This is a genomic window from Gordonia tangerina (assembly GCF_021556435.1).
In the GTDB taxonomy this organism is placed as follows: domain Bacteria; phylum Actinomycetota; class Actinomycetes; order Mycobacteriales; family Mycobacteriaceae; genus Gordonia; species Gordonia tangerina.
In genome coordinates this window covers 1-21,772 of record NZ_JAKGCU010000001.1, presented here as the reverse complement: position 1 = coordinate 21,772, position 21,772 = coordinate 1, and the positions used below count along the sequence as shown (strand labels likewise).

The window sequence follows — 21,772 nt, the reverse complement described above, 5'->3', positions numbered from 1 at the left end:
GGGATCATTCGGCGGTGATGTCGGCCGCTTCCGGATTCGGGAGCGACTCGAGCTGATGACGCAACGCCTCGAGGGCGGGTGCGGCGGCGGTGAGTGCGGCGCGGTCGTCGTCGCTGAGTTCGGCGAGGGCCGCGGTCAGGATGCTGTCGCGGCGGCCGCGGACCCGGTCGAGCAGATCTCGTCCGTGGTCGGTGAGCCCGACCAGAACGGCGCGGCGGTCTGCCGGGTCGGGGGTTCGTTCGACCAGACCGTTCTTGGTGAGCCCGTCGATCAGCGCTGTCGCGGTGGGCATCCGGATCGATTCGCGCTCGGCGAGTTCGCCCATTCGCATCGGCCCGTGGTCGAGCAGCACCGCCAGAGCGGATGCCTGCGCGGCCGAGTACTCGGCGATGGGTGTGCGTCGCCGCAGGGTCAGGTAGAGCCGGGTCACCGTCGGCCGCAGGGCCGATGCCAATTGGAACGTCTCGTCATCAGACACACGACCAGGCTAATACTTAGGTTTACGAAATAAAAGCACACACTATTGTGAGATCCATGACAAGCGCGAAGAAGAAGCGATTCTCCCAACTCCCGCCGAGGTCACGAGCGCTGATCATCGTCGGCGCCATCGTCCAGTTCGCGCTGCAGGGTGCGGCCCTGCGCGACCTGAAGCGGCGACCGGCCGAGCAGGTGAAGGGCCCGAAGCCACTCTGGGTGGCGTTGAGCTTTCTCAACTACTTCGGGCCGATCGCCTACTTCGTGGTGGGGCGCAAGTCGCAGAGCTGAGTGCTCCTGTTCAGACGCCGATGGGTGTGCCGCCGTCACGCCACACGGCGACCACTGCGGGCCGCGGTTGGGTGTCGCCGCCGTCGGGCCAGTGTGATGCCGGGTTGTCGGCGGAGTGGTCGTCGAGCTCACCCGGATGCTGCACGCACACCATCACCCGGTCGCTGCCGATGATCGGACCACATGTCTCGGCTCCTTCCGGGACGGTGAGGAACTGCTTGGTCTGTCCGCGCTGCGCACCGTCGAGGGCGATGGCGAACAAGCCGTCGTTGCTGTCGAGTGCGTTGCCGTCGGTAGAAATCCACAGGTTGCCGTGCGGGTCGAAGGCCACGTTGTCGGGGCAGGAGATCGCGCTGACCTTGGTCTTGTCATAGCCGCCGTAGTACGTGTCGGCGGCGGCCGGGTCACCACAGACCAGCAGCAGATTCCAGGTGAGATCGGTGCCGGTGTGGTTGTCGGTGATCTCGATGACCTGACCGTTCTTGTTCTCGTTGCGCGGGTTCGCCTCATCGGCCGGCGCTTCGCCGTCGGTGCCGCGTTCGTCATTGTTGGTCAACGCGCAGTACACCTTTCCGGTGCGGGGGTTGGTCTCGATGTCCTCGGGTCGGTCCATCTTGGTGGCCCCGGCCTGATCGGCGGCCAGCCGGGTGAACACCGCCACCTCCTCCGGGGTCATCCCGTCGACATGGGAGCGGGCCGAACCGTCGGCGTTGACCGTCAGTAGCGGATGCCAGGTGCCGGTGCCCGCGAAGGACTCGCCCTCGGGTAGTTCGCCGCTGCCATCGACGGCGTCGGGGTTGTCGCCGGTGAACGACGCGACGTAGAGAGTGCCTTCGTCGAGGATGCCCATGTTGTGGGCGCGCGCGGTCGCCGACACCCCGGTCTTCATCTTGCGGCTCGACACGAACTTGTAGATGTACTCGAATCGCTCGTCGTCGCCGGTGTAGGCCACCACGGTGCCCTCGTCGGGACCCGACGACATCACGTGGATCGTGGCACCCTCGTGTTTGAGCCGGCCGAGCGCGGAGTGCTTGATCGGGGTGGAGTTCGGATCGTGCGGATCCACCTCCACGACGTAGCCGAACCGGTTGGCCTCGTTCGGTTCCTGCGCGAGATCGAAGCGGGGGTCGAACCGACCCCACTGGTGGTAGTCGGAGTCGTCGTCAAACGAGTAGCGTTCGAGCCGCTCGGCGGCGGTCGCGTCGGTCACCGCGCTCGCGTTGCTGAAGTAGCCGTCGAAGTTCTCCTCACCCGACAGCATGGTGCCCCACGGGGTGATCCCGCCGGCACAGTTGGCGAAGGTGCCGAGCACCGTCTCGCCGGTCGGGTCGGCCGAGGTCTTGACGAAATCGGTGCCGGCGGCGGGGCCGGTCAGCCGCATCGGCGTCGTCGCCGTGATTCGGCGGTTGCGCGGGCCGACGATGGTGGTCACCGCTCCCGTGCCCGTCTCGGTGGACACCTCCACGACGGTGATGCCGTGGGCGGCCATCGAGATCCGGGCCTGCTCCTCGGTGGGTTCGCCGCTCTGGTAGCCGGTGAACATGAACTCCTCGGTGGTGTACTCCTGGTTGCACACCAGGTAGTAGTGGCCCGACACACCGTCGACCGGGATCAGGCCCGCGAAGTCGTTGTTGTAGCCGAACTGCATCGCCTGGGCCTCGGGTGTCTGGCGGCTGAAGTCGAAGGCCGGCGCACCCGGGAGCACCGGATCGCCCCATGCGATGACCACCTCCTGCCGGTATCCCTCGGGGATGACGACGGCATCCTCGGTGTTGGGTGCCACGGTGGCGAAGTTCATCCCGGGCGGGGGAGTGTCGCCGACCGCCGACGAGCTCGCCACTGCGGAGTCGGAGGTGTCGTCGGCGCCACAGGCCGCGAGTAGCGACGTTGCGCCGATCGCGACCGCGGCGCCGGCCGACGAGCGCAGCACGGTACGTCGAGAAGCACTCGCCCGCAGGATATCCCGAAAGTATTCGTTGTAGCTGGTATTGCCCGGATCGTGCCAGCATGCCTCGCCGCACTTGTACTGGCAGGTCACGTGGGCACGTTTCGACCGGCCGGGCCGGTCGGTCGAGGTGAACAGCTGCAACGGGATACGCACGGAAACTTCCCTCCGGGTCGCTCTCTACAAGTGGGCTGGATCGAGAACTGTGAGGACGTTAGGGAGGTAAAGAGAACCGTCGGAAAGGTGTCCGTGAACCCAGGGCGAACACCACGTGCGCATCGGAATGTTCGCATCGGAGTGTTTGGGTGCCGCCGTGGCGCGGGTACCCGGTCTCCATCCGACAGGAAGGACGGAGTAGATGAGCACGTATGTGACCGCGAACCCGACGACCGGAGTGACCGAGCGGGAGTTCCCCGGCCTGTCCGACGACGACGTCCGTGCGGTGGCGCAACGCGCCGACGCCGGATTCCGCCAGTGGCGCGACACACCCGTGCCCAAGCGGGCCGAGGTGCTGGCTAGGACTGCAGAGATTTACGAGAAGCGGGCCGACGAATTGTCGGCGGCGATCACCACGGAGATGGGTAAACCCAAGGCGCAGGCCGACGGTGAGGTGCAGCTGGCCGCAGACATCTACCGGTGGTATGCCGAACACGGACCCGATTTGCTCGAGACGGAGACACTCGATCCCCAGGGTGCCGACGAGTCGATCGTGCAGCGTCGACCGGTCGGTCCACTGGTCGGGGTGATGCCGTGGAATTACCCCTACTACCAGGTGGTCCGTTTCGTCGCACCGAATCTCATGGTCGGCAACTCGATCATCCTCAAGCACGCCTCGATCTGTGCCGCCTCGGCGCAGCTGATGGCCGAGATCCTGCACGAGGCGGGCGCGCCCGACGACGTGTACATCAACGTCTTCGCCTCCAGCAGTCAGGTCGCGGACCTCATCGCCGACCCCGTTGTGCAGGGTGTGTCATTGACCGGCAGTGAGAAGGCGGGCGCATCGGTGGCTCAGACCGCTGCCGAACACCTCAAGAAGTCGGTGCTCGAACTCGGCGGCTCAGACCCGTTCATCCTCCTCGACACCGCAGACATGGCGCGGACGACCACGATCGCCGCGCAGGCACGGCTGTCCAATGCCGGTCAGGCCTGCAACTCGCCCAAGCGTTTCATCGTGCTCGACGAGCTCTACGAGGAGTTCGTGGAGGGGCTGGTCGGCCAATTCGAAGCGGTCACCGTCGGTGACCCTGCCGACCCGGACACAGACATGGGACCGCTGTCGTCGATCTCGGCACGTGACGGCGTGGCCGAGCAGGTCGACACCGCCGTGAAGCAGGGCGCCACGTTGCACACCGGCGGGAAGAAGCTCGACCGCGATGGTGCCTTCTACGCGCCGACGGTGCTCACCGGGATCACCAGCGAGATGGACGCCTACGCCGAGGAGATCTTCGGTCCGGTCGGCATGGTGTACCGGGTTTCGTCGATCGATGAGGCGGTGGAACTCGCCAACGATGTCGGTTTCGGGCTCAGTGGATCGGTGTGGAGCACCGACCTCGGCAAGGCGCAGCAGGTAGCCGATCGGCTCGAGGTCGGGATGGCCTACATCAACGAACACGGCACCACGCTGCCAGGTCTGCCGTTCGGCGGGGTGAAGCGCTCCGGCTACGGACGCGAACTCGGCCGTTGGGGCATGGGCGAGTTCGTCAACACCCGCCTACGTCGGACCTCGAGCAAGTAGCAACGCCCGAGGCAACTCAGAAGCGGCCGCCGACCCCGATCCTTCCGGAACTGCCCGAGCCGCCGAAGGATCCGGGGCTGCGGCCGCCGCTGCCGTAGCCACCGCCGAAACCACCGCCCCAGCCGCGGCCACCGCCGCCCATGGTGCCGCGCAGGAAGCTGTCGACGAGGATGCCGCCGAGCACGGCACCGCCGACGGAAGGCCCCGTCGGGTGCGGGGTTTGGTTCTGCTGCCACTGCACCACGTCACCCTGCGCGGCCATCAACGCCTGATCGGCGAGATAGCCTGCGCGTCGGGCACTCTGGGCGGCCTGCGCGGCGTCGGCGACCCCCGCGGCGGTGGCCTCGGCGAGCAGCCGCTGCGCCTCGGCGAGCCGGGTGCGCGCGATCGACTGGATGGCGCCGCGCCGCGTCGAGATGAAGTCGTTGGCGGCCGATACCTTGGCCTGCGCGGCCGTCACCGCCGAGTTCAGCAGTTCGGCCCGGCGCCGGCGCTCCGCCGAGGATGCGCGGGCGTCGTCGAGCGCGTCGTCGAGGTCGGCGTCGGCGTCGACGAGTGCGGTGAACGTACCGAGCGGGTCGTCGTGGAATTCCGCCCGTGCCGCCGACAACGCGGCGGTTGCTTTCTGCACCGCGGTGGCCAGCGCGGGCCCGCCGTCGCCGGTCAGCTCCGCCGCCTCGGCCAGCTCCCCGTCGACTTCGTCGATCAGAGCGGGCATCCGGGTGTGCGCGGCGGCGATGTTGGCCTCGGCGTTGTCGATCGCATCCAGCAACCGGTTGGCCTGTTCCAACGCACCTTCGGCCGAGCGGATCGCGGCCACGGCGGGCCCTTGCTCGCCGGCCGGCGCGGAGGCCGCCTCCCGTCCCTGGTCGGCGCTGTGCTCGGCGAACTCGATCTCCTCGCGCGCCAGATCGACGTTGTCGGCGATCGACACCAGCACCGTCTCGCCATGCCTGCCGATCAAGGCGTCCAGTTTGCTCTGCGACTGCTCCATGCGGGCACGCACCGCCACCAGCTTCTGGGTGAGTTCGGCCAACCGGGAATCGGCGTTGATCAGCAGATTGCGCATCGCGTCGAAGCTCTCCACCTGGGCATCGAGCGCCGCATCGACGTCGGTGCAGGTGGTGATGATCTGCACCAGCATCGCCCGCTGCTCGTCCGGGGTCTCCGGGATCGAGTCATCGAGGAGTTGACGCACCGTGAACGATTCGGCCAGTCCGCGTTTGGCCTCGGCCAACGCTTCGGTGAACGGGGCGGTCTCCACCTCCCCGAACTCGCCGACGGCCAGGGCCAGCTCTTCCTCGCTGGTGCGGATGGCGTTGTCGGTGTCGGTCAGCACCTCCCGTGACCAGGGGTCGAGCACATCGAGTGGCTGGGCGACCAGCTGGTCGCCGGTCAATTCCTGTTCCCGCATGGCTTCCACACCGGCCTCGATGCGTTGCTGCTTGCGGCGACGCCGATACAGCAGGAACCCGCCACCACCGACCACGGCGAGCCCACCGACGGCCAGTGCCGTGTAGAGCCCCGCGTTCGACGGTGTCATCGCGGAGTTGATCCCGTCGACGGCGGCCTGCCCGGCGCCCGCCCAGTCACTGTCCTTGAGGGCCGGCACGATGTCGCCGCGCGCGATGTCGTCGATGGCGTCCTGGTCGAGTCCGTCGACCGATTCGGGCGCGTTGAAGTAGTAGGCGCGGTCGTCGGTGGCGACGGCGAGCAGTACGTCGCGGTCACCGAGATCGCTGATGGTCGCGGTCTGCGTCGCCCACTGCTCGGGGCCCACCCCGTCGAAGTCGCGCACGTACACCACCCACAGTTGCACTTCGTGATCGGTGTAGAGCTGGTCGATCGATGCCTGGAGCTCGGTGCGCTGGGTGGTGGTGAGCACGTTGGCCGAGTCCACGACCTGCGTCGGCAGTCGTGATGGCGGTTCGGCGTGGGAGGAGCCGGCGAGCACGCCGGGTGCGACGAGTGCGACGAGACCGAGGACGACGAGGGTCAGGCCCAGCCGACGGAGCAGCGTGGCGGAGGCAAGCATGCGTCCTAATCTATCCGCCACGTCCGACGCCGCGGGCGTGGCGGATGTCCCGGCCGTGTCAGCGCCGGCTCACCCCGGTCAGCTGTTGTTGCCCTCGCGCCACTTGCATACGGCCTCGAGCACCGACAGATCGTAGTCGGGACCGCCAGCGCCGACGGTGATCAGCGAGATGCCCGCTGCCACCAGTTCGTCGGCCTCACGCAGCGCATCGTCGACGGTCCGGGCCTGCAGGCCGGCGGAGTGTTCGATCTGGGCGGGATCGCGGCCCACAGTTGCACAGTGCTCGTCGAGGATGCCGGACTTGCGTTCGTAGGTCGGCACATCGACGAAGTAGTGCCAGATGTTCGCGTACTCGGCAACGTGGCGCAACGTCTTCTTCTCGCCACCGCCACCGATCAGGACCGGGATGTCGCGGGTGGGCTTCGGGTTCAACTTGCCCAATCGGTCGGTGATTCGCGGCAGCGACTCGCCGAGGTCGTTCAACCTGCTGCCTGCGGTACCGAACTCGTAGCCGTACTCGTCGTAGTCCTTCTGGAACCATCCGGAGCCGATGCCCAGAATGAGACGCCCGTCCGACATGTGGTCGACGGTGCGCGCCATATCCGCCAGCAGCTCCGGATTGCGGTAGGAGTTGCAGGTCACCAGCGCGCCGATTTCCACCCGGCTGGTCTGCTCGGCCCAGGCACCCAACATGGTCCAGCATTCGAAGTGCTCGCCGTCGGGATCGCCGTAGAGCGGGTAGAAGTGATCCCAGTTGAAGGCGATGTCGACGCCCATGTCCTCGGCACGGCGCACGGCGTCGCGGATCATCGAGTACTCGGGGGCGTGCTGGGGCTGCAGCTGAACACCGACGCGGACAGGGAAATCGCGAGCTGTGAAGGTCATGAAAACCAGTCTGCCGAAGGATCGATGCCGCGTCACTGTCCGAATTGCGCCGCGGTGGTAAGCAGGACGGGTGACGATGCGACCGCAGGCCCCTGACCTTTCCGAACTGCGTCGGCGCACCAGTGTGAAGTGGCGTGCCTACCCCGCCGATGTGCTGCCGATGTTCGTGGCGGAGATGGATTTCGAGCTGGCGCCCGTGGTCGCCGACGCGATGGTGGAGCAGATTCGTGCCTCCGACGTGGGCTACGCGGGTGGTGCGGGTTCGGTCGGGGATGCATTCGCCGGGTTCGCGCAGCGACGTTGGGGCTGGGACGTCGCGCCCGCTGACGTCCGCCTCACCACCGACGTCAGCGTGGTGATCGTGGAGGCGCTGCGGGTAGCCATTTCCCCTGGCGACCGGGTGATCATCACACCGCCGGTCTATCCGCCGTTCTTCGAACTCATCCCCGAGGCCGGTGGGCAGGTGTGCGAGGTGCCGTTGCGATGCGACGAGAACCGTAGCTGGTCGCTCGACCTCGCCGGGATCGAGCGTGAACTCGCGGCCGGGGCGCGTGCGGTTCTGCTGTGCCACCCACACAACCCCCTCGGCTTGATCCATCCGGTCGACGACCTGGTCGCGCTGGCCGATCTCGCGAGGCAACACGGTGCCGTGGTGATCAGCGACGAGATCCACGCGCCGCTGGTCCACCCCGGCCGCGAGTTCACGCCATTCCTCGCGACGGGGGAGGCCGCACGGCAGGTGGGTGTCGCGGCGCATTCGGCGAGCAAGGGTTTCAACATCGCAGGCGCGAAGTGTGCGTTGATGATCGCCGCTTCCGGCACCATGCGCTCGATGCTCGATCGCCAACCCGAAGAGGTGGGCGTGCGTACCAGCATCATCGGCCGTGCGGGTACCGCAGCGGGGTTCGCGAAGGGCGACGCCTGGCTCGACGCGACACTCGAGGTCCTCGTCTCGAACATCGGGCTGCTCTCCGATTGGCTCGAGGCCGAGTTGCCCGAGGTGAGGCTGCATCGGCCGGCTGCGTCGTACCTCGCGTGGCTCGACTTCCGAGCCACCGACCTCGGCGACGACCCGGCCGCCGCGATCCTGGAGAAGGGTCGGGTGGCCCTGCACTCCGGTCCGGCGTTCGGTCTGGCGGGCCGCGGTTTCGCCCGGCTCAACGTCGGGTGTTCGCCAGAGCTGCTCCGTGCGGGTCTGGAGGGGATCCAGCGCGCCGTCCGCTGAGCACACAACACCTCGTTTGACGCCCTGACCTGGTATCTCGGCTCGTTGCAACGTTCCGTACGTGGCTGCAACGTAGGTGCAACGCGGTCGCTCCTACGCTGTGCACCAGATCACATCGACCCCGCTGCGTGGGGCGGGTGACAACCCCCAGGACACCTCAACCGGAACAACATGAGGAGCTGTAGATGACCGTCTTCGCGAAGCCCGGAACCGACGGATCGGTGATGAGCTATGAGTCCCGCTACGACAACTGGATCGGCGGCCAGTGGACCCCGCCGGTCAAGGGACAGTACTTTGAGAACCCGTCGCCGGTGGACGGCAAGACGTTCTGCGAGGTCGCCCGCTCGACTGCGGAGGACATCGACCTGGCACTGGACGCCGCGCACAAGGCTGCGCCGCAGTGGGGCAAGGCGTCGGTCGCCGAGCGCTCGCTGGTCCTGCTGCGCATCGCCGATCGGATGGAAGAGAACCTCGAGAAGCTCGCCGTCGCCGAAACCTGGGACAACGGCAAGGCTGTCCGGGAGACCCTGGCCGCCGACATTCCGTTGGCCATCGACCACTTCCGCTACTTCGCCGGCGCGCTACGTGCCCAAGAGGGCTCGATTTCCGAGGTCGACGAGGACACCGTCGCCTACCACTTCCACGAGCCGCTCGGCGTTGTCGGACAGATCATCCCGTGGAACTTCCCCATCCTGATGGCCGTCTGGAAGTTGGCCCCCGCCCTCGCCGCCGGCAACGCCATCGTGCTCAAGCCGGCCGAGCAGACCCCCGCATCGATCCTCTACTTGATGAGCCTGATCGCGGATCTGCTGCCCGCCGGTGTGCTCAACGTGGTCAACGGTTTCGGCGTGGAGGCCGGCAAGCCGCTCGCATCGAGCAACCGCATTCGCAAGATCGCCTTCACCGGCGAGACCACCACCGGCCGCCTGATCATGCAGTACGCCTCGGAGAATCTGATCCCGGTCACCCTCGAACTGGGCGGCAAGAGCCCGAACATCTTCTTCGACGACGTTATGAGCGCCGACGACGGTTTCCTGGACCGTGCGCTGGAAGGCTTCTCGATGTTCGCGCTCAACCAGGGCGAGGTCTGCACCTGCCCGAGCCGTGCACTCATCCAGGAGAACATCTACGACGACTTCATCGCGAAGGCTGTGGACCGGGTCGGCCAGATCAAGCAGGGCAATCCGCTCGACACCGAGACGATGATGGGCGCGCAGGCCTCCAATGACCAGTTCGAGAAGATCAGCTCCTACCTCGCCATCGGCAGGGAAGAGGGCGCCAAGGTACTCATCGGTGGTGAGCCCGCCGACCTCGGTGGCGACCTGTCAGGCGGCTACTACATCAAGCCGACCGTGTTCGACGGCCACAACAAGATGCGCATCTTCCAGGAGGAGATCTTCGGGCCGGTGCTCGCGGTGACGACGTTCAAGGACTACGCAGACGCCATCCACATCGCCAATGACACCCTCTACGGCCTCGGCGCCGGTGTGTGGAGCCGTGACGGCGCCACCGCCTACCGTGCTGGCCGCGAGATCCAGGCTGGTCGTGTGTGGACCAACACCTATCACGACTACCCGGCCCACGCCGCCTTCGGTGGCTACAAGCAGTCGGGGATCGGTCGCGAGAACCACCTGATGATGCTCGAGCACTACCAGCAGACCAAGAACCTGCTGGTCGGTTACGCGCAGAATGCCAAGGGCTTCTTCTGATCTGGATCTCACCACAACAGAAAGCAGAGGTGAAAACCCGTGTCGGACCAGCAGGTTCCTGATCGGGTCGTCGCCACAGACACCGCCGTGCAGCTCTTGACGAAACTATCGGAGCTGCACGGCGGTCTCATGATCCACCAGTCGGGTGGATGCTGTGACGGCTCGGCCCCGATGTGTTATCCGGTCGGTGAATACCGGGTCGGCCAGCGCGACGTCCTCGTCGGCGAGATCGAACTGACCGAACCCCTTCCCGCAGTGCGGGTGTGGATCAACGGCGATCAGTTCGAACTGTGGAAACACACGCAATTGATCCTCGACGTGGTTGACGGCCGCGGTGCCGGGTTCAGTCTGGAAGCGCCGGAAGGGGTTCGATTCCTCTCGCGCTCGAGGGCTTTCAGTCCGGAGGAGAACGAGGTGCTCGAGGCCAACCCGCCTCAGACGGGTGCCGCCGTCGGCGCGTGACGGCGGGCGCCGGCTACGGTTCGAACCCCACGAAGGTGGCGGCTTCGGAGACCGACTTGCGCTCGGACACCACGGCATTGGCCGGGAAGGTGTCATCCGGCCAGCCCAGCGCGATGCTCTTCATGATCACCTGGTCGTCGGGGATACCGGCATGTTCTCGCACGACGGGCGACTGCATGATGCCCTGACTGTTGATCACCGCCCCCAGCCCGCGAGACCAGGCTGCGTTCACCAGCGCGGTGGAGACCGCACCGCAATCGAACGGTGTGTCGTCGCTGCCGTCGAGAATGCGGTCGTAGGTCACGATCACACACACCGGGGCATCGAACTGACGGAATCCCCGCAGCACCCAGTCGTGCCGCTTCTCCGTGTTGTCGCGAGCAATACCCATCGCGCCGAACAGCTGCTTCGCAACCTGGACCTGGCGTTCACGGTGGGTGCCGGTGAACTTCTCCGCGCCCGTCCGGAACTCGCGCGAATGGGGTACGCCGGCCAGGTTGCGCTCGGTGTTTCCCGCTCGGATGCGGTCGAGCGGTTCTCCGGTGATCACATGAAAATTCCAGGGCTGCGTGTTCATCGATGACGGAGCCCGCATCGCGAGCTCGAGGATCTCTTCGATCAGCTCCCGGGGTACCGGGTCGGGCGTGAACCCACGGATGCTGCGGCGCCCCAGAACCACTTCGTCGTAACCCATCGTCGATCTCTGCTCGGGTGAATCGACCATCACGGCAGTATTCCATGCTCCGCCTCGTCGAGCCACCAACCTCGGATCATGCCGGCCGGCCGGCCCGGTTCCATGTAGTGCTCGGTGCCGAAGCCGACCGGGAACATCTCGACCGGCATCGCCAGGAGTTGTTTGACGTCGCTCTGACTTGCGTGACAGGCGAGGGCCTCACGTTTGGTCATCACGTCGTCCCCGAGGTCCACGGCCCAATGCAATTCGGCTTCCGGTGTGCCGACCGGATTCCCGTCGTCACCGCGCAGATCCGGATCGAAACCCTCCATACCCATCTCTTTGGCGAGGGTGAACAACTGCCGCATCAGATCGCGGTTCATCGTCACCTCGAGGTATCGCGGCGTCCTCGCCGCGAGATCCGCTGCGGCGCGAGTGGTGTGGTGCAGCATGATGTGATCGGGGTGGCCATAACCGCCGTGCCAGTCGTAGCCGACGACGACGTCGGCGTTCTCCTCGTCCAGGATGTCGGCCAGACGACGGGCCGCTTCGCCGAGGTCGGCGCGCGAGAACACACCGTCGGTTTCGTTCTGTGCCCATCCGGTCATGCCGGAGTCGCCGTAACCCAGCCACGCAACTCGGGCCGTGCCCGTGATCGCTGCCGACGCCTCGGCTTCGCCTCGCCGGCGACTCACGACCGTCTCACCGGGCGCGAGATCGTCCGGCACATCGCCGGGATCCCCGTCGGTGCAATAGACGACCACCACACGGTGCCCCTCCCGTGATGCGCGGATCATGCTGCCCGCGGTGCCGGTTCCCTCGTCGTCGGGATGCGCGTGGACAAAGACGATTGTGCTCATGGCTCGTTTCTACAGTGCGGTGACCTCCGGCCAGGTTTTGGCGTCACCGTGGCCGGATCGATTGTGTGAGGGTCGCGTACCTCGTGGTCATCCACCGACGCCGGCGGCTGGACGCGTCGACCAAGTCCGCGACGAAAGGTTGTGTCGCGAACACGAGCAGATCGGTGACGCCGCGCTCTACGGTCGTCGCATGAGTACCACAGCAGTCATCACCGGAGCCGGTCGCGGCATCGGCCGTGCCCTCGCCCGACATCTTGCCGACGTGGGACATCAGGTCGTCGTGACCGATATCGACGGCGACGCTGCCGAACGTGTCGCCGCGGAGATCGGGTGCGGAGCGGTCGGATTCGCCCAGAATGTGCGCGACATCGCGTCGCACCGCATGATCGCCGAGGAAGCCGCAACGCGCGGCACGCTGAAGGTGTGGGTCAACAATGCCGGAGTTCTCTTCGCCGGAGACGCCTGGAAGCAGTCGGACGAGGAGATCGCGACCATCCTCGAGGTCAACGTGCGTGGCGTCATGGCGGGTTCCGCAGCAGCGGTCGCGCAGATGGGCGCCGGTGGAGGGGCGATCCTCAATGTGGCTTCGATCTCGGCGCTCACACCCGTACCGGGCCTGGCCCTCTATGCCGCAACCAAAGCGGCGGTGCTGTCTTACACCACGTCGCTGCAGGGGGACCTGGCCCATGCCGGGATGCCCATCCGGGCCCGGGCACTGTGTCCGGACGTCGTCGGCACCCAGATGGTGACCTCGCATGCCACTGACCCGGGCGCGGCGATGCTGTTCTCCGGCCCGAAGCCCCTCGACGAAGATGCCGTTGCGCGTGCAGGGATGGCCCTGATCGACAGTCGCCAGCTCTTCCGGGTACTGCCGCGTTGGCGCGGCGTTCTGGTGCGTGGCGTCGATGTCGTACCGAGCATCGGACTGCCGATGCTGAGGGTGATGCGGAAGCTCGGCGATCGTCGTCAGGCACGCGCCTGACGACGATCCCGGGGGAGCACCGCTGAGCCCAGCCAGTGGCAGGCGGTGAGGGCGATCTCCAGGTTGAGACGATCGTCGTCGAGGGGACGACCACGTGCGTCGATCGCCTTGTCCACGCGGTACTTCACCGTGTTCTTGTGTAAGTGGATCACCTCGGCCGCGGCGACGTAGCTACTGCCGGCCTTCAGGAACGCCAACAGCGTTGCCCGCATCAGGGCCGTGTTCTCATCGTCGGCGGCCAGGCCACCGAGTGTCGATGCGACGAGGTCTCTGGTGGCTTCGAGGTCGCGGGCCAGGAGCGAACACAGCTGAACCCCGGCGTCATCGAAGTCGGTGACCAGGAGGTCACCGGCAATCGATGCGACGACGTGCGCGCGCTGTGCTTCCTGGTGAGTCCTACGGAAACCGACCGTCGCCGAGTGCGGCCGACCGAAGGCCACACCAACGCCAGGGCCGGCATCGGTGATCAGGCGAGTGACGGCGTCACGGTCGATTCGATGACAGTCACGGCTGCGGCCCAGCGGAATCCAGCCCCACGCCAGGCTGCGATCCTGAGGCAGGAACAGCGCGGGACCGTCGGCGTCGACGGCTTCGCCGATGGCCGCAACCAACGACTCCATCCGACGCAGTTCGCTCGGCACGCCGTGCTCGTCGGAGGTCCAGATGACGACGCCTAGGTGGTGCTGCCGAAGGCGGTAGCCGATGGCCGATTCCGCAGTTCCGAGGTCGTGATCGCGGCCGGTGAGAATCGTGGTGAGCATTGCGGTCCGGACGGTGTTGCGATTGGCGAGCCAGCGTTCGCGTTCGGCCTCGTACTCCGCGACGACTTGTTCGGCGATCCGGTCGACGTAGGCGAACGTGGTGGTGCGGAAGGCCTGCGACGCCGCGAAGGCGACGTCCCGATCGCGTTCGGTGGCCGCGACCTCGGCGACCGCCCAATCGAGCACCCGGTTCTGCCCGATGCGATATGCCCGCAGCAGTGCGTTCGCCGAGATCGCACGCTGCGCCAAGCGATGGGCATACTCGATCGCAGCCGGTGGTGGGCGCACATCGTCGACGTGGATGTCGTGCTGGGCGACGTGGAGGAATGTCTCCACATTGCTCTCCGTGCTCGCGCGTAACAGTTCCAGGATGACGTCGTCGCCGCGCAACTCCGGGATCGAGTCGGCGATCTCGGCGTGCAGCGCCCGACCGAGACTCGGCAGTTCGGCTCCCACGGTCTTGGCCACCTCGGCGACCCGTAACGCCGCCAGACGTCGCTGCTCCGGGCTCAGTTCGCCACCCATCGGGTCGTCCTCTCTCCGCATTCTGGTTTGTTCGCAGAACCCAAGACCGTTGCGTCACTCCTGGCTGCCGCCACCTGATGCCTGGTCTCGATGTGAACCCTGCCACAACGATCCGCGGAAAGTTCGTGTCGTGAGCACAATCTTTCGCCTTGCGCTGCTCCATACGCTCGTCGCATCCAACACCCCCGAACGAAGGAATCCAATGGCACCCGATCTCACCGGGCAGACCGCGATCGTCACCGGCGCAGCGCACGGAATCGGACTGGAGATCGCTCGTCAGCTGTCGTCGGCTGGCGCGAGCGTCGTCGTCGCCGACATCGATGAAGCCGCTGCGAAGGAGGCCGCCGGACAACTGACGAACGCGACCGCCATCGCCTGCGATGTCCGCGACGAGGAGCAGGTCAAGAGCCTGGTCGAGTCGACCGTCGCGACCTACGGTGGCCTGCAGGTGATGATCCCGAACGCCGGCATCGCGTCGGTGGCGCCCATCGTGGAGATGGATCTGGCGGCGTGGCGCAAGGTCACCTCGATCAACTTCGACGGGGTCTTCCTTGCCATCCGCTATGCGGCGCCGGCCATCATCGCCAGTGGCGGCGGCAGCATCGTCACCATCGGCTCGGTGACCGCATTGGCCGGCACCCCGCTGGTGTCCTCGTATGCGGCTGCGAAAGCGGGCGTCGTCAATTTGACCAAGACTGCGGCGACCGAGCTCCGCGCATTCGGGGTACGCGTGAACGCTGTTCTGCCCGGGTTCGTGGCCACGCACCTCGTCACCGATCAGGTGCAGGGCTTCGAGACTGCGCTGGGACTGCCGGCGCACGGCTTCGACGCACTGATCGAACAAAAGCAGGGTAGGTACGGCACGGTCGAGGAGATCGCCAAGGCTGTGCTGTTCCTGGCCGGTGACGAGTCGTCGTTCTGCTCCGGATCGGGCCTTGTGCTCGACGGCGGCCTCGACGCCGGATTGTTCTGAGGTGACGACGATGGAACTGCACTATCTGCCCTGGCACCGTCCCGCCGAGCAGTCCGACCGACCGTGCGTTCGCGACGGCCACACCGAATTGACCTATGCGCAGTTCGCCGAGCGGGTCGACGGTGCCGCCGAACAGTTCGCGGATCATGGTGTCGGTCCAGGCTCGGTGGTGGCAGTGATGTTGCCGAACCGCGTCGAATTGCTCGTGTGCCTCGCCGCCGCATGGCGTCTCGGTGCTGCTGCGACGCCGGTCAATCCGGTGTTCACCGCATCGGAGGCGACCTATCAGATCGCCGATGCGGATGCGGCACTCGTGGTACGCGCCAGCGCGGGTGCGCCCGATGGTGGTCGATGGAGCGTGCTCGTCGACGATCTGCGGACAGCCCCGACGAGGTCCGTGCCGGCCCCGGTCACCGCTGTCGGCGACCTGGCGTTGCTGGTCTACACAAGCGGATCGACGGGCCGTCCCAAAGGTGTCGAACTCACCCACCGCAACATCGCCGCGATGGCCGGCTCGATGGTGGAGGCTCTGCGGCTCACCGAGGACGACCATTGCCTGCTGGTGCTGCCGCTGTTTCACGTCAACGCGATCTGCGTCAGCTACCTGGCCACTATGATCGCCGGTGCGCAGCTGTCGGTTCTCGCCAGATTCCATCCGGTGGAGTTTCTCGGTGCGATCGAACGCCTCCGGCCGACCTTCTTCTCCGCGGTACCGACGATTTACGCACACCTCGTCGCACTGCCGTCTGACGTCGCCGCCGACACTTCCTCGGTACGGTTCGCGATCTGCGGGGCGGCACCGGCGTCCGAAGAACTGCTCCGCGCAACCGAACAGCGGTTCGGCTTCCCGCTGATCGAAGGCTATGGCCTCACCGAGGGCACCTGCGCGTCGACGGCGAACCCCGTCGACGGACCACGTAAAGCCGGCACCGTCGGTACGGCCTTGCCCGGCCAGGTGGTGGCCATCATGGACAACGACGGCTCTCTACTGCCCTCCGGGCGGCGTGGTGAGGTTGTGATCAAGGGGCCCAACGTGATGCAGGGGTACCGCAATAGGCCCGATGCCACCGTGGACGCACTCGGTGACGGATGGCTGCACACCGGCGACGTCGGGATCCTGGACGACGATGGCTACCTCCGGTTGGTCGACCGGATCAAGGACATGATCATCCGAGGCGGGGAAAACGTGTACCCCAAAGAGATCGAATCCGTTCTGTACGGCCATCCAGCTGTGCTGGAGGCGGCCGTTGTGGGTGCGCCGCACCCGATCTATGGCGAGGTCCCCGTCGCCTACGTCGCGCTCCACCCGGAGCGATCGGTCACCGAGACCGAACTTCGCGACATGTGCACACAGCATCTGACCAAGATCAAGGTGCCGGTCTCGATAACCATCACGGGCGCCTTACCCAAGAACCCGGTCGGCAAGATCGACAAGCCCGGGCTGCGGGCCGGCCTTGCCCAAAAGCCCGCACAGCAAGGAGTTTGACATGGGGTTCATCAAACCTTCTCCACAGCCGATGGAACCCTCGGATTTCGTGCGACTTCCGCTGCGCGACCGCATGAGGATTCTGAGTACCCACTGGGTCGACGACGGGTTCGGTACGCCACGCGTCCTGCACGTCGTGTACATCGCGAAGATGCTGGGACTGTACTTCGCTGTCGGGCTGGCGATCACCGCGTGGACCACGCAGTACGTGCACTTCACCGACCCGGCGAGCTGGTTCGACAACATCGTCGTCTACCAGAAGCTCGCCGTCTGGTTGATGCTCCTGGAGGTGCTAGGGCTCGCAGGTGCTTTCGGCCCGCTGTGCGGCCACTTCACCCCCATGCTGGGAAATGTCCGGTACTGGATTCGGCCCGGCACCGTTCGGATGGCGCCGTGGGGACGGCACGTGCCCGGCACCGGCGGCGACACCCGCACCGTCATCGATGTCGTCCTGTTCCTCGCAGTCGTGGCGAGCCTGGTCTATCCGTTGGTGGTCACCGCGCAGCCGGTGCAGTTCCTACCGGCCGGCACGGGTCCGCAGGAGCTGGTGCCGCCGGTGGCGTTCATCCCGATCCTGGTCACCATGACGTTGATGGGATTGCGCGACAAGGTCGTCTTCCTGGCGGCTCGCTCTGAGCAGTATCTGCCGATAATGTTGTTCTCCGCCATCTTCGGGGCGATGGTCCTCGGAGATGGGGCGGACGCGGCCAACTTCGTGGATCTGGTCGTGGTCTTCAAGATCATCATCTGTGTCGTCTGGATCGGAGCAGGGGTCTCCAAGCTCGGCGAGCACTTCATCAACGTCGTGCCACCGATGGTCTCAAACAGTCCGGGACAGTTCCGCTTCGTCAAGCGGCTCTTCTACCGCGACAGCCCCGACGACATCCGGCCCAGCAAGGTTGCCTGGTTCATGGCCCACATCGCCGGTACCACCGTCGAGATCGCGATTCCGCTGGTCCTGCTGCTTACCACCAACACCACGATCGCGGTCATCGGCGCGGTGATCATCGTGGCATTCCACATCTACATCACCTCGACCTTCCCGCTAGCGGTGCCGCTGGAATGGAATGTGTACTTCGGCTATATCGCCCTGGTGCTGTGGGTCGGGTTCGACGCCTCGGTCTACAACATCTGGAACTTCTCGCAGCCCTGGCTGCTGATACCGGTCTTCGCGATCCTCTGCTTCGGTCCGGTGCTCGGCAACCTGCGGCCCGACCTCGTCTCGTTCCTTCCGTCGATGCGGCAGTACGCGGGCAACTGGGCGTCGGCGATCTGGTCGATGAAGCCGGGTGTGGAAGAGCGGCTCAACGAACTCCCCCTGGTAGAGAACCAGATCGACCAGCTGCAGCGGATGCTTCCCACACCGTATGAGCGGCACGACGCGGAAATGACTCTGCAGAAGGCCGTCGCCTGGCGCTCGATGCACAGCCAGGGACGCGGCTTGTTGTCGGTCCTCTACGAGCACCTCGAGGACATCGACACGCGGACGACCCGGGAAGGCGAGTTCATGTGCAACACCATCCTGGGCTGGAACTTCGGCGACGGACACCTGCACGACGAACGGCTCATCGCGGCGATCCAGCGGCGTCTGAACCTCGCGCCCGGCGACCTTGTGGTCGCCTACTGCGAGTCGCAGGCCACACCGTGGAGCAATCCGGCGCAGGAGTATCGCGTCATAGACGCCGCACTCGGCGTCGTGGAACGCGGTACCTGGAATGTGAGCGATTGCGTGAAGGAACAGCCGTGGCTGCCGAACGGTCCGGTGCGGCTTCAGGTTACGTGGACGGCAGACGGCTTCTGCCGACAGGAAACCCTGACCCACGGCAAGGGTGCGGTGGCATGACGAACGCAGTCGTCGTCGGCAGCGGACCCAATGGGCTCGCTGCCGGCATCCGGCTGGCTCAGGCCGGCGTCGACGTCACGGTGTTCGAGGCGCATGACCGTCCCGGCGGTGGTACGCGGACCAGCGAACCGACCGTCCCCGGAGTACTGCACGACGACTGTGCCGCCTTCCACCCGACCGGCGTCGCGTCACCGTTCTTCAGGTCGTTGAATCTGGAGCGGCACGGATTGCGTTGGCGTTGGCCGGAGTTCGATCTGGCCCATCCGCTCGACAACGGACACGCAGGCCTCGCCACGCGGGATCGCGCGGAGACCGCACGTTCACTCGGGGTAGATGCCCGCTCCTGGGACCGGCTCTTCTCGGGCGCGACGACACACTTCGACGAGCTGATCGGGGAGGTGTTCCGGCCTCTGGCGCACCTTCCGCGACATCCGGTCACGCTCGGGCGGTTCGGATTACATGCGGTGCAACCCGCGACGTGGACAGCCTGCCGGTTCACCGACGATCCGGCGCGGGCACTGTTCACCGGTGTCGCCGCGCATGCGTTCGGCCGGCTCGACACCCCGCTCAGCAGTTCGGTGGGCCTGATGCTGACCGCCGCCGCGCACGCCGTCGGCTGGCCCGTCGCCGAGGGTGGGAGCGAACGCATCACCGATGCACTGCTCGCGGAGCTGGCGGCGCTGGGCGGCAAGGTGATCACCGGCATCCGGGTCACCTCGCTGGACCAGTTGCGTGACCTGACCGGCCGGCGACCCGATGCGGTCGTGCTCGACACGTCCCCGCACGCCGCGGCGCGGATCGTCGGTGATGAGATGCCCGATCGGGTTCGGCGGGCAGTGGGCCGTTACCGATACGGCCCGGCCGCGTTCAAGGTCGACATCGCGATCGACGGTCACATCCCGTGGACCAACGGTGACTGCGCCCGGGCGGGCACGCTCCATCTCGGTGGGACCGCTCGCGAGATCGTGGCGGCAGAACGCGACACGGTCCGCGGCCGAATGTCGAAGCGCCCCTTCGTGCTGGTGGGTCAGCAGTACATCGCTGACAGCAGCCGATCCAACGGCTCGATCAATCCTATCTATGCGTATGCGCACGTTCCGCATGGCTATGCCGGCGATGCGACGGAGGCCATCATCGGCCAGATCGAGCGCTTCGCGCCGGGGTTCCGGGAGCGGATCATCGCGACGTCGACTCGTGGTCCGGCAGCGCTGGAGAAGTACAACGCCAACTACGTCGGCGGCGACATCAGCGCCGGTGCGAACACCGCCCGGCAGATCGCCTTTCGGCCGCGGATGACGACGAACCCGTACGCTCTAGGCGTTCGCGGAGTCGTCCTGTGCTCGTCGGCGACACCACCGGGGGCGGGCGTGCACGGAATGGGTGGCTTCCACGCTGCACAGGCGGTGCTGGCCCGGATGTGACTGCCGTGTTCGGCCGTCATCCGGCCAAGCCTTCCTCGCAGTCCTTTCCGGTGTCTGACCTGCGTCGACGAATGTTGTCGGTGGGTGCGGTTAGTTTGGTGTCATGACTTCGAGCGCGCCGGCGTTGGCCCAGATGGCCGATGATGAGCGGCATTGCGCTACCGAGTTGGTCGAGGTGCTTCATCATTGCAACGCGGTGCGCGCGGCCGCCGATTATCGGATGTTGCAGGCGGTCAGCCTGATTCATGATGAACGTGAACAGGACCATCTGGTGCGGTTGGCGGCGGCGTTGGGTGAGCAGTCGACGTCGCTGGCCACTTTGGAACGTTTGGCCAAGCGTGCGGCGGCCGGGGAGGATCCCCGCGCCCAGTACGGGCCGACCGGGTTGGAGATGGCGATCGCCGAGGTCGGTGCGGCGTTGACGGTGCCCCCGGCCCGGGCGCGGGAGTTGATCGAGGCCGGCAGCGTGTTACGGCATCAGTTGCCGTTCACCGGCGCCACCCTCGTCGCCGGACGGATCGACCTACCGCGGTTTCTGGTGGTGGTACGGCGCACCGTGTTGGCCGATCCCGCGAAGTTCGCCGTGTTGGATACCGAGATCGCTGCGGCCATCGAGTCACGCGAACCGATGTCGATGACCCGGTTCACCACGATGATCGACAAGATCATCGCGAAGATCGATCCGGCCGCGGTGCGGCGTCGCCGTGAGCAGGTCGACACCGACCGCAACATCAGTGTGCGCCCCGACCGCCACACCCCGGGCCAATCGCGTATCGGGGGTGTGTTGCCCGCCGAGCAGGCCGCGGCCATCGATGCCCGACTCCAAGCGATGGCCGCCTCGGTGCATCCCGACGATCCACGCACCGCCGCTCAACGCCGCGCCGACGCGTTGGTCGCTTTGGCCGATGGTGCCGCCCGTCTGGACTGCCGGTGCGAAGTCTGCACCACCACCGCCGGCGCCGACGATGACAGCGCCGCCGGCGAGGAACGCGACGGACCCGACGCATCACCCGACACCGGCAGCGACGCCACCGGCACCGACGCCTCCGACGTGACCGCGTCTGACACCAACGTGAATGGTGCGGCCGAGGTCCGCGACAAGCAGGGCGAGGCTGTTACCGATGCCGAGAACGGTGCCGGCGCCGAGACCGTCACGTCGGACTGTGCGCCGCGTCCAACGTTTCACATCGTGGTCAACCTGAGCACCCTGCTCGGTCACGATGATGATCCGGCCTTCCTCGACGGGCACGGTGTCATCGATGCCGACACCGCCCGCGCATTGTTGGCCGAGGCCAAACGCTGCTACGTCACACCCGACACCACCAACCTCGCACAAACCGACCGCTACGCGCCGTCGAAAAAACTCGCCGACCTCATCCGGGCCGGCGAGCTGTGTTGCAGCTTTCCCGGCTGCAACAACCGCGCCTATCACGCCGATGTCGACCATTCGGTCCCACACGCCGAGGGTGGCGCCACCGATGCACGAA

At 66.3% G+C, this 21,772-nt stretch carries 18 protein-coding genes; 11 read left to right on the top strand and 7 right to left on the bottom strand.

Annotated elements, in window-relative coordinates:
* Nucleotides 1-4 precede the first annotated feature (4 nt).
* On the bottom strand, nt 5-478 hold the full coding sequence (locus L1892_RS00090) for a MarR family winged helix-turn-helix transcriptional regulator (protein WP_235721419.1): 474 nt from the start codon (nt 476-478) through the stop codon (nt 5-7).
* Between the two features lie 56 nt (nt 479-534).
* Between L1892_RS00090 and L1892_RS00085 the strand changes: the two genes are divergently transcribed.
* Nucleotides 535-765: a PLDc N-terminal domain-containing protein gene (locus L1892_RS00085; protein ID WP_235721418.1), complete on the top strand. Its 231-nt coding sequence runs from the start codon at nt 535-537 to the stop codon at nt 763-765.
* Between the two features lie 10 nt (nt 766-775).
* Here L1892_RS00085 and L1892_RS00080 read toward each other — a convergent pair whose 3' ends face one another.
* Nucleotides 776-2,866, bottom strand: a complete 2,091-nt coding sequence (locus L1892_RS00080) for a PhoX family protein (protein ID WP_235721417.1) — start codon at nt 2,864-2,866, stop codon at nt 776-778.
* 202 nt (nt 2,867-3,068) lie between these two features.
* Between L1892_RS00080 and L1892_RS00075 the strand changes: the two genes are divergently transcribed.
* Nucleotides 3,069-4,445, top strand: a complete 1,377-nt coding sequence (locus tag L1892_RS00075) for an NAD-dependent succinate-semialdehyde dehydrogenase (RefSeq protein WP_235721416.1) — start codon at nt 3,069-3,071, stop codon at nt 4,443-4,445.
* Nucleotides 4,446-4,461: 16 nt separating this feature from the next.
* Here the strand turns inward: L1892_RS00075 and L1892_RS00070 are convergent, their stop codons facing one another.
* A complete protein-coding gene (locus L1892_RS00070) occupies nt 4,462-6,480 on the bottom strand; it encodes a TPM domain-containing protein (protein WP_235721415.1) in 2,019 nt (672 codons plus the stop codon).
* 78 nt (nt 6,481-6,558) lie between these two features.
* Nucleotides 6,559-7,365 carry an LLM class F420-dependent oxidoreductase gene (locus L1892_RS00065; RefSeq protein ID WP_235721414.1) on the bottom strand — a complete coding sequence of 269 codons (807 nt, stop codon included), beginning with the start codon at nt 7,363-7,365 and terminating at the stop codon, nt 6,559-6,561.
* Between the two features lie 70 nt (nt 7,366-7,435).
* Here L1892_RS00065 and L1892_RS00060 point away from each other — a divergent pair, with 70 nt between their 5' ends.
* From L1892_RS00060 to L1892_RS00050, 3 genes are all read left to right on the top strand, one after another.
* Entirely contained in the window at nt 7,436-8,590 is a 1,155-nt protein-coding gene (locus L1892_RS00060) for a MalY/PatB family protein (protein WP_235721413.1), read from the top strand.
* A gap of 185 nt (nt 8,591-8,775) precedes the next feature.
* Nucleotides 8,776-10,299 (top strand): acetaldehyde dehydrogenase ExaC, encoded by a 1,524-nt coding sequence (gene exaC / locus L1892_RS00055; protein WP_235721412.1) that lies wholly within the window; start codon nt 8,776-8,778, stop codon nt 10,297-10,299.
* A gap of 39 nt (nt 10,300-10,338) precedes the next feature.
* A complete protein-coding gene (locus L1892_RS00050; protein WP_235721411.1) occupies nt 10,339-10,761 on the top strand; it encodes a DUF779 domain-containing protein in 423 nt (140 codons plus the stop codon).
* A gap of 13 nt (nt 10,762-10,774) precedes the next feature.
* Here the strand turns inward: L1892_RS00050 and L1892_RS00045 are convergent, their stop codons facing one another.
* Together L1892_RS00045 and L1892_RS00040 are read right to left on the bottom strand one after the other, a co-directional pair.
* A complete protein-coding gene (locus L1892_RS00045) occupies nt 10,775-11,455 on the bottom strand; it encodes a nitroreductase (RefSeq protein ID WP_235721976.1) in 681 nt (226 codons plus the stop codon).
* Nucleotides 11,456-11,484: 29 nt separating this feature from the next.
* Nucleotides 11,485-12,294, bottom strand: a complete 810-nt coding sequence (locus L1892_RS00040) for a PIG-L deacetylase family protein (RefSeq protein WP_235721410.1) — start codon at nt 12,292-12,294, stop codon at nt 11,485-11,487.
* A gap of 190 nt (nt 12,295-12,484) precedes the next feature.
* Here L1892_RS00040 and L1892_RS00035 point away from each other — a divergent pair, with 190 nt between their 5' ends.
* On the top strand, nt 12,485-13,276 hold the full coding sequence (locus L1892_RS00035; protein WP_235721409.1) for an SDR family NAD(P)-dependent oxidoreductase: 792 nt from the start codon (nt 12,485-12,487) through the stop codon (nt 13,274-13,276).
* On the opposite strand, the gene L1892_RS00030 is transcribed toward L1892_RS00035, so the two are convergent.
* Nucleotides 13,261-14,562, bottom strand: a complete 1,302-nt coding sequence (locus tag L1892_RS00030) for a PucR family transcriptional regulator (RefSeq protein ID WP_235721408.1) — start codon at nt 14,560-14,562, stop codon at nt 13,261-13,263. The two genes, L1892_RS00035 and L1892_RS00030, sit on opposite strands and share 16 nt — an antisense overlap.
* 202 nt (nt 14,563-14,764) lie before the next feature.
* On the opposite strand from L1892_RS00030, the gene L1892_RS00025 reads away from it, so the two are divergent.
* From L1892_RS00025 to L1892_RS00005, 5 genes are all read left to right on the top strand, one after another.
* On the top strand, nt 14,765-15,535 hold the full coding sequence (locus tag L1892_RS00025; RefSeq protein WP_235721407.1) for an SDR family NAD(P)-dependent oxidoreductase: 771 nt from the start codon (nt 14,765-14,767) through the stop codon (nt 15,533-15,535).
* Between the two features lie 10 nt (nt 15,536-15,545).
* Nucleotides 15,546-17,021 (top strand): class I adenylate-forming enzyme family protein, encoded by a 1,476-nt coding sequence (locus L1892_RS00020; protein WP_235721406.1) that lies wholly within the window; start codon nt 15,546-15,548, stop codon nt 17,019-17,021.
* A gap of 1 nt (nt 17,022) precedes the next feature.
* Nucleotides 17,023-18,864, top strand: coding sequence for a DUF3556 domain-containing protein (locus tag L1892_RS00015; protein WP_235721405.1), 1,842 nt, complete (start codon nt 17,023-17,025; stop codon nt 18,862-18,864).
* Nucleotides 18,861-20,285, top strand: a complete 1,425-nt coding sequence (locus tag L1892_RS00010) for a phytoene desaturase family protein (protein ID WP_235721404.1) — start codon at nt 18,861-18,863, stop codon at nt 20,283-20,285. Before L1892_RS00015 ends, L1892_RS00010 begins: the two co-directional genes overlap by 4 nt.
* 103 nt (nt 20,286-20,388) lie before the next feature.
* Nucleotides 20,389-21,772, top strand: a 1,384-nt coding sequence (locus tag L1892_RS00005) for an HNH endonuclease signature motif containing protein (protein ID WP_235721403.1), incomplete at its 3' end; no start/stop codon positions are given.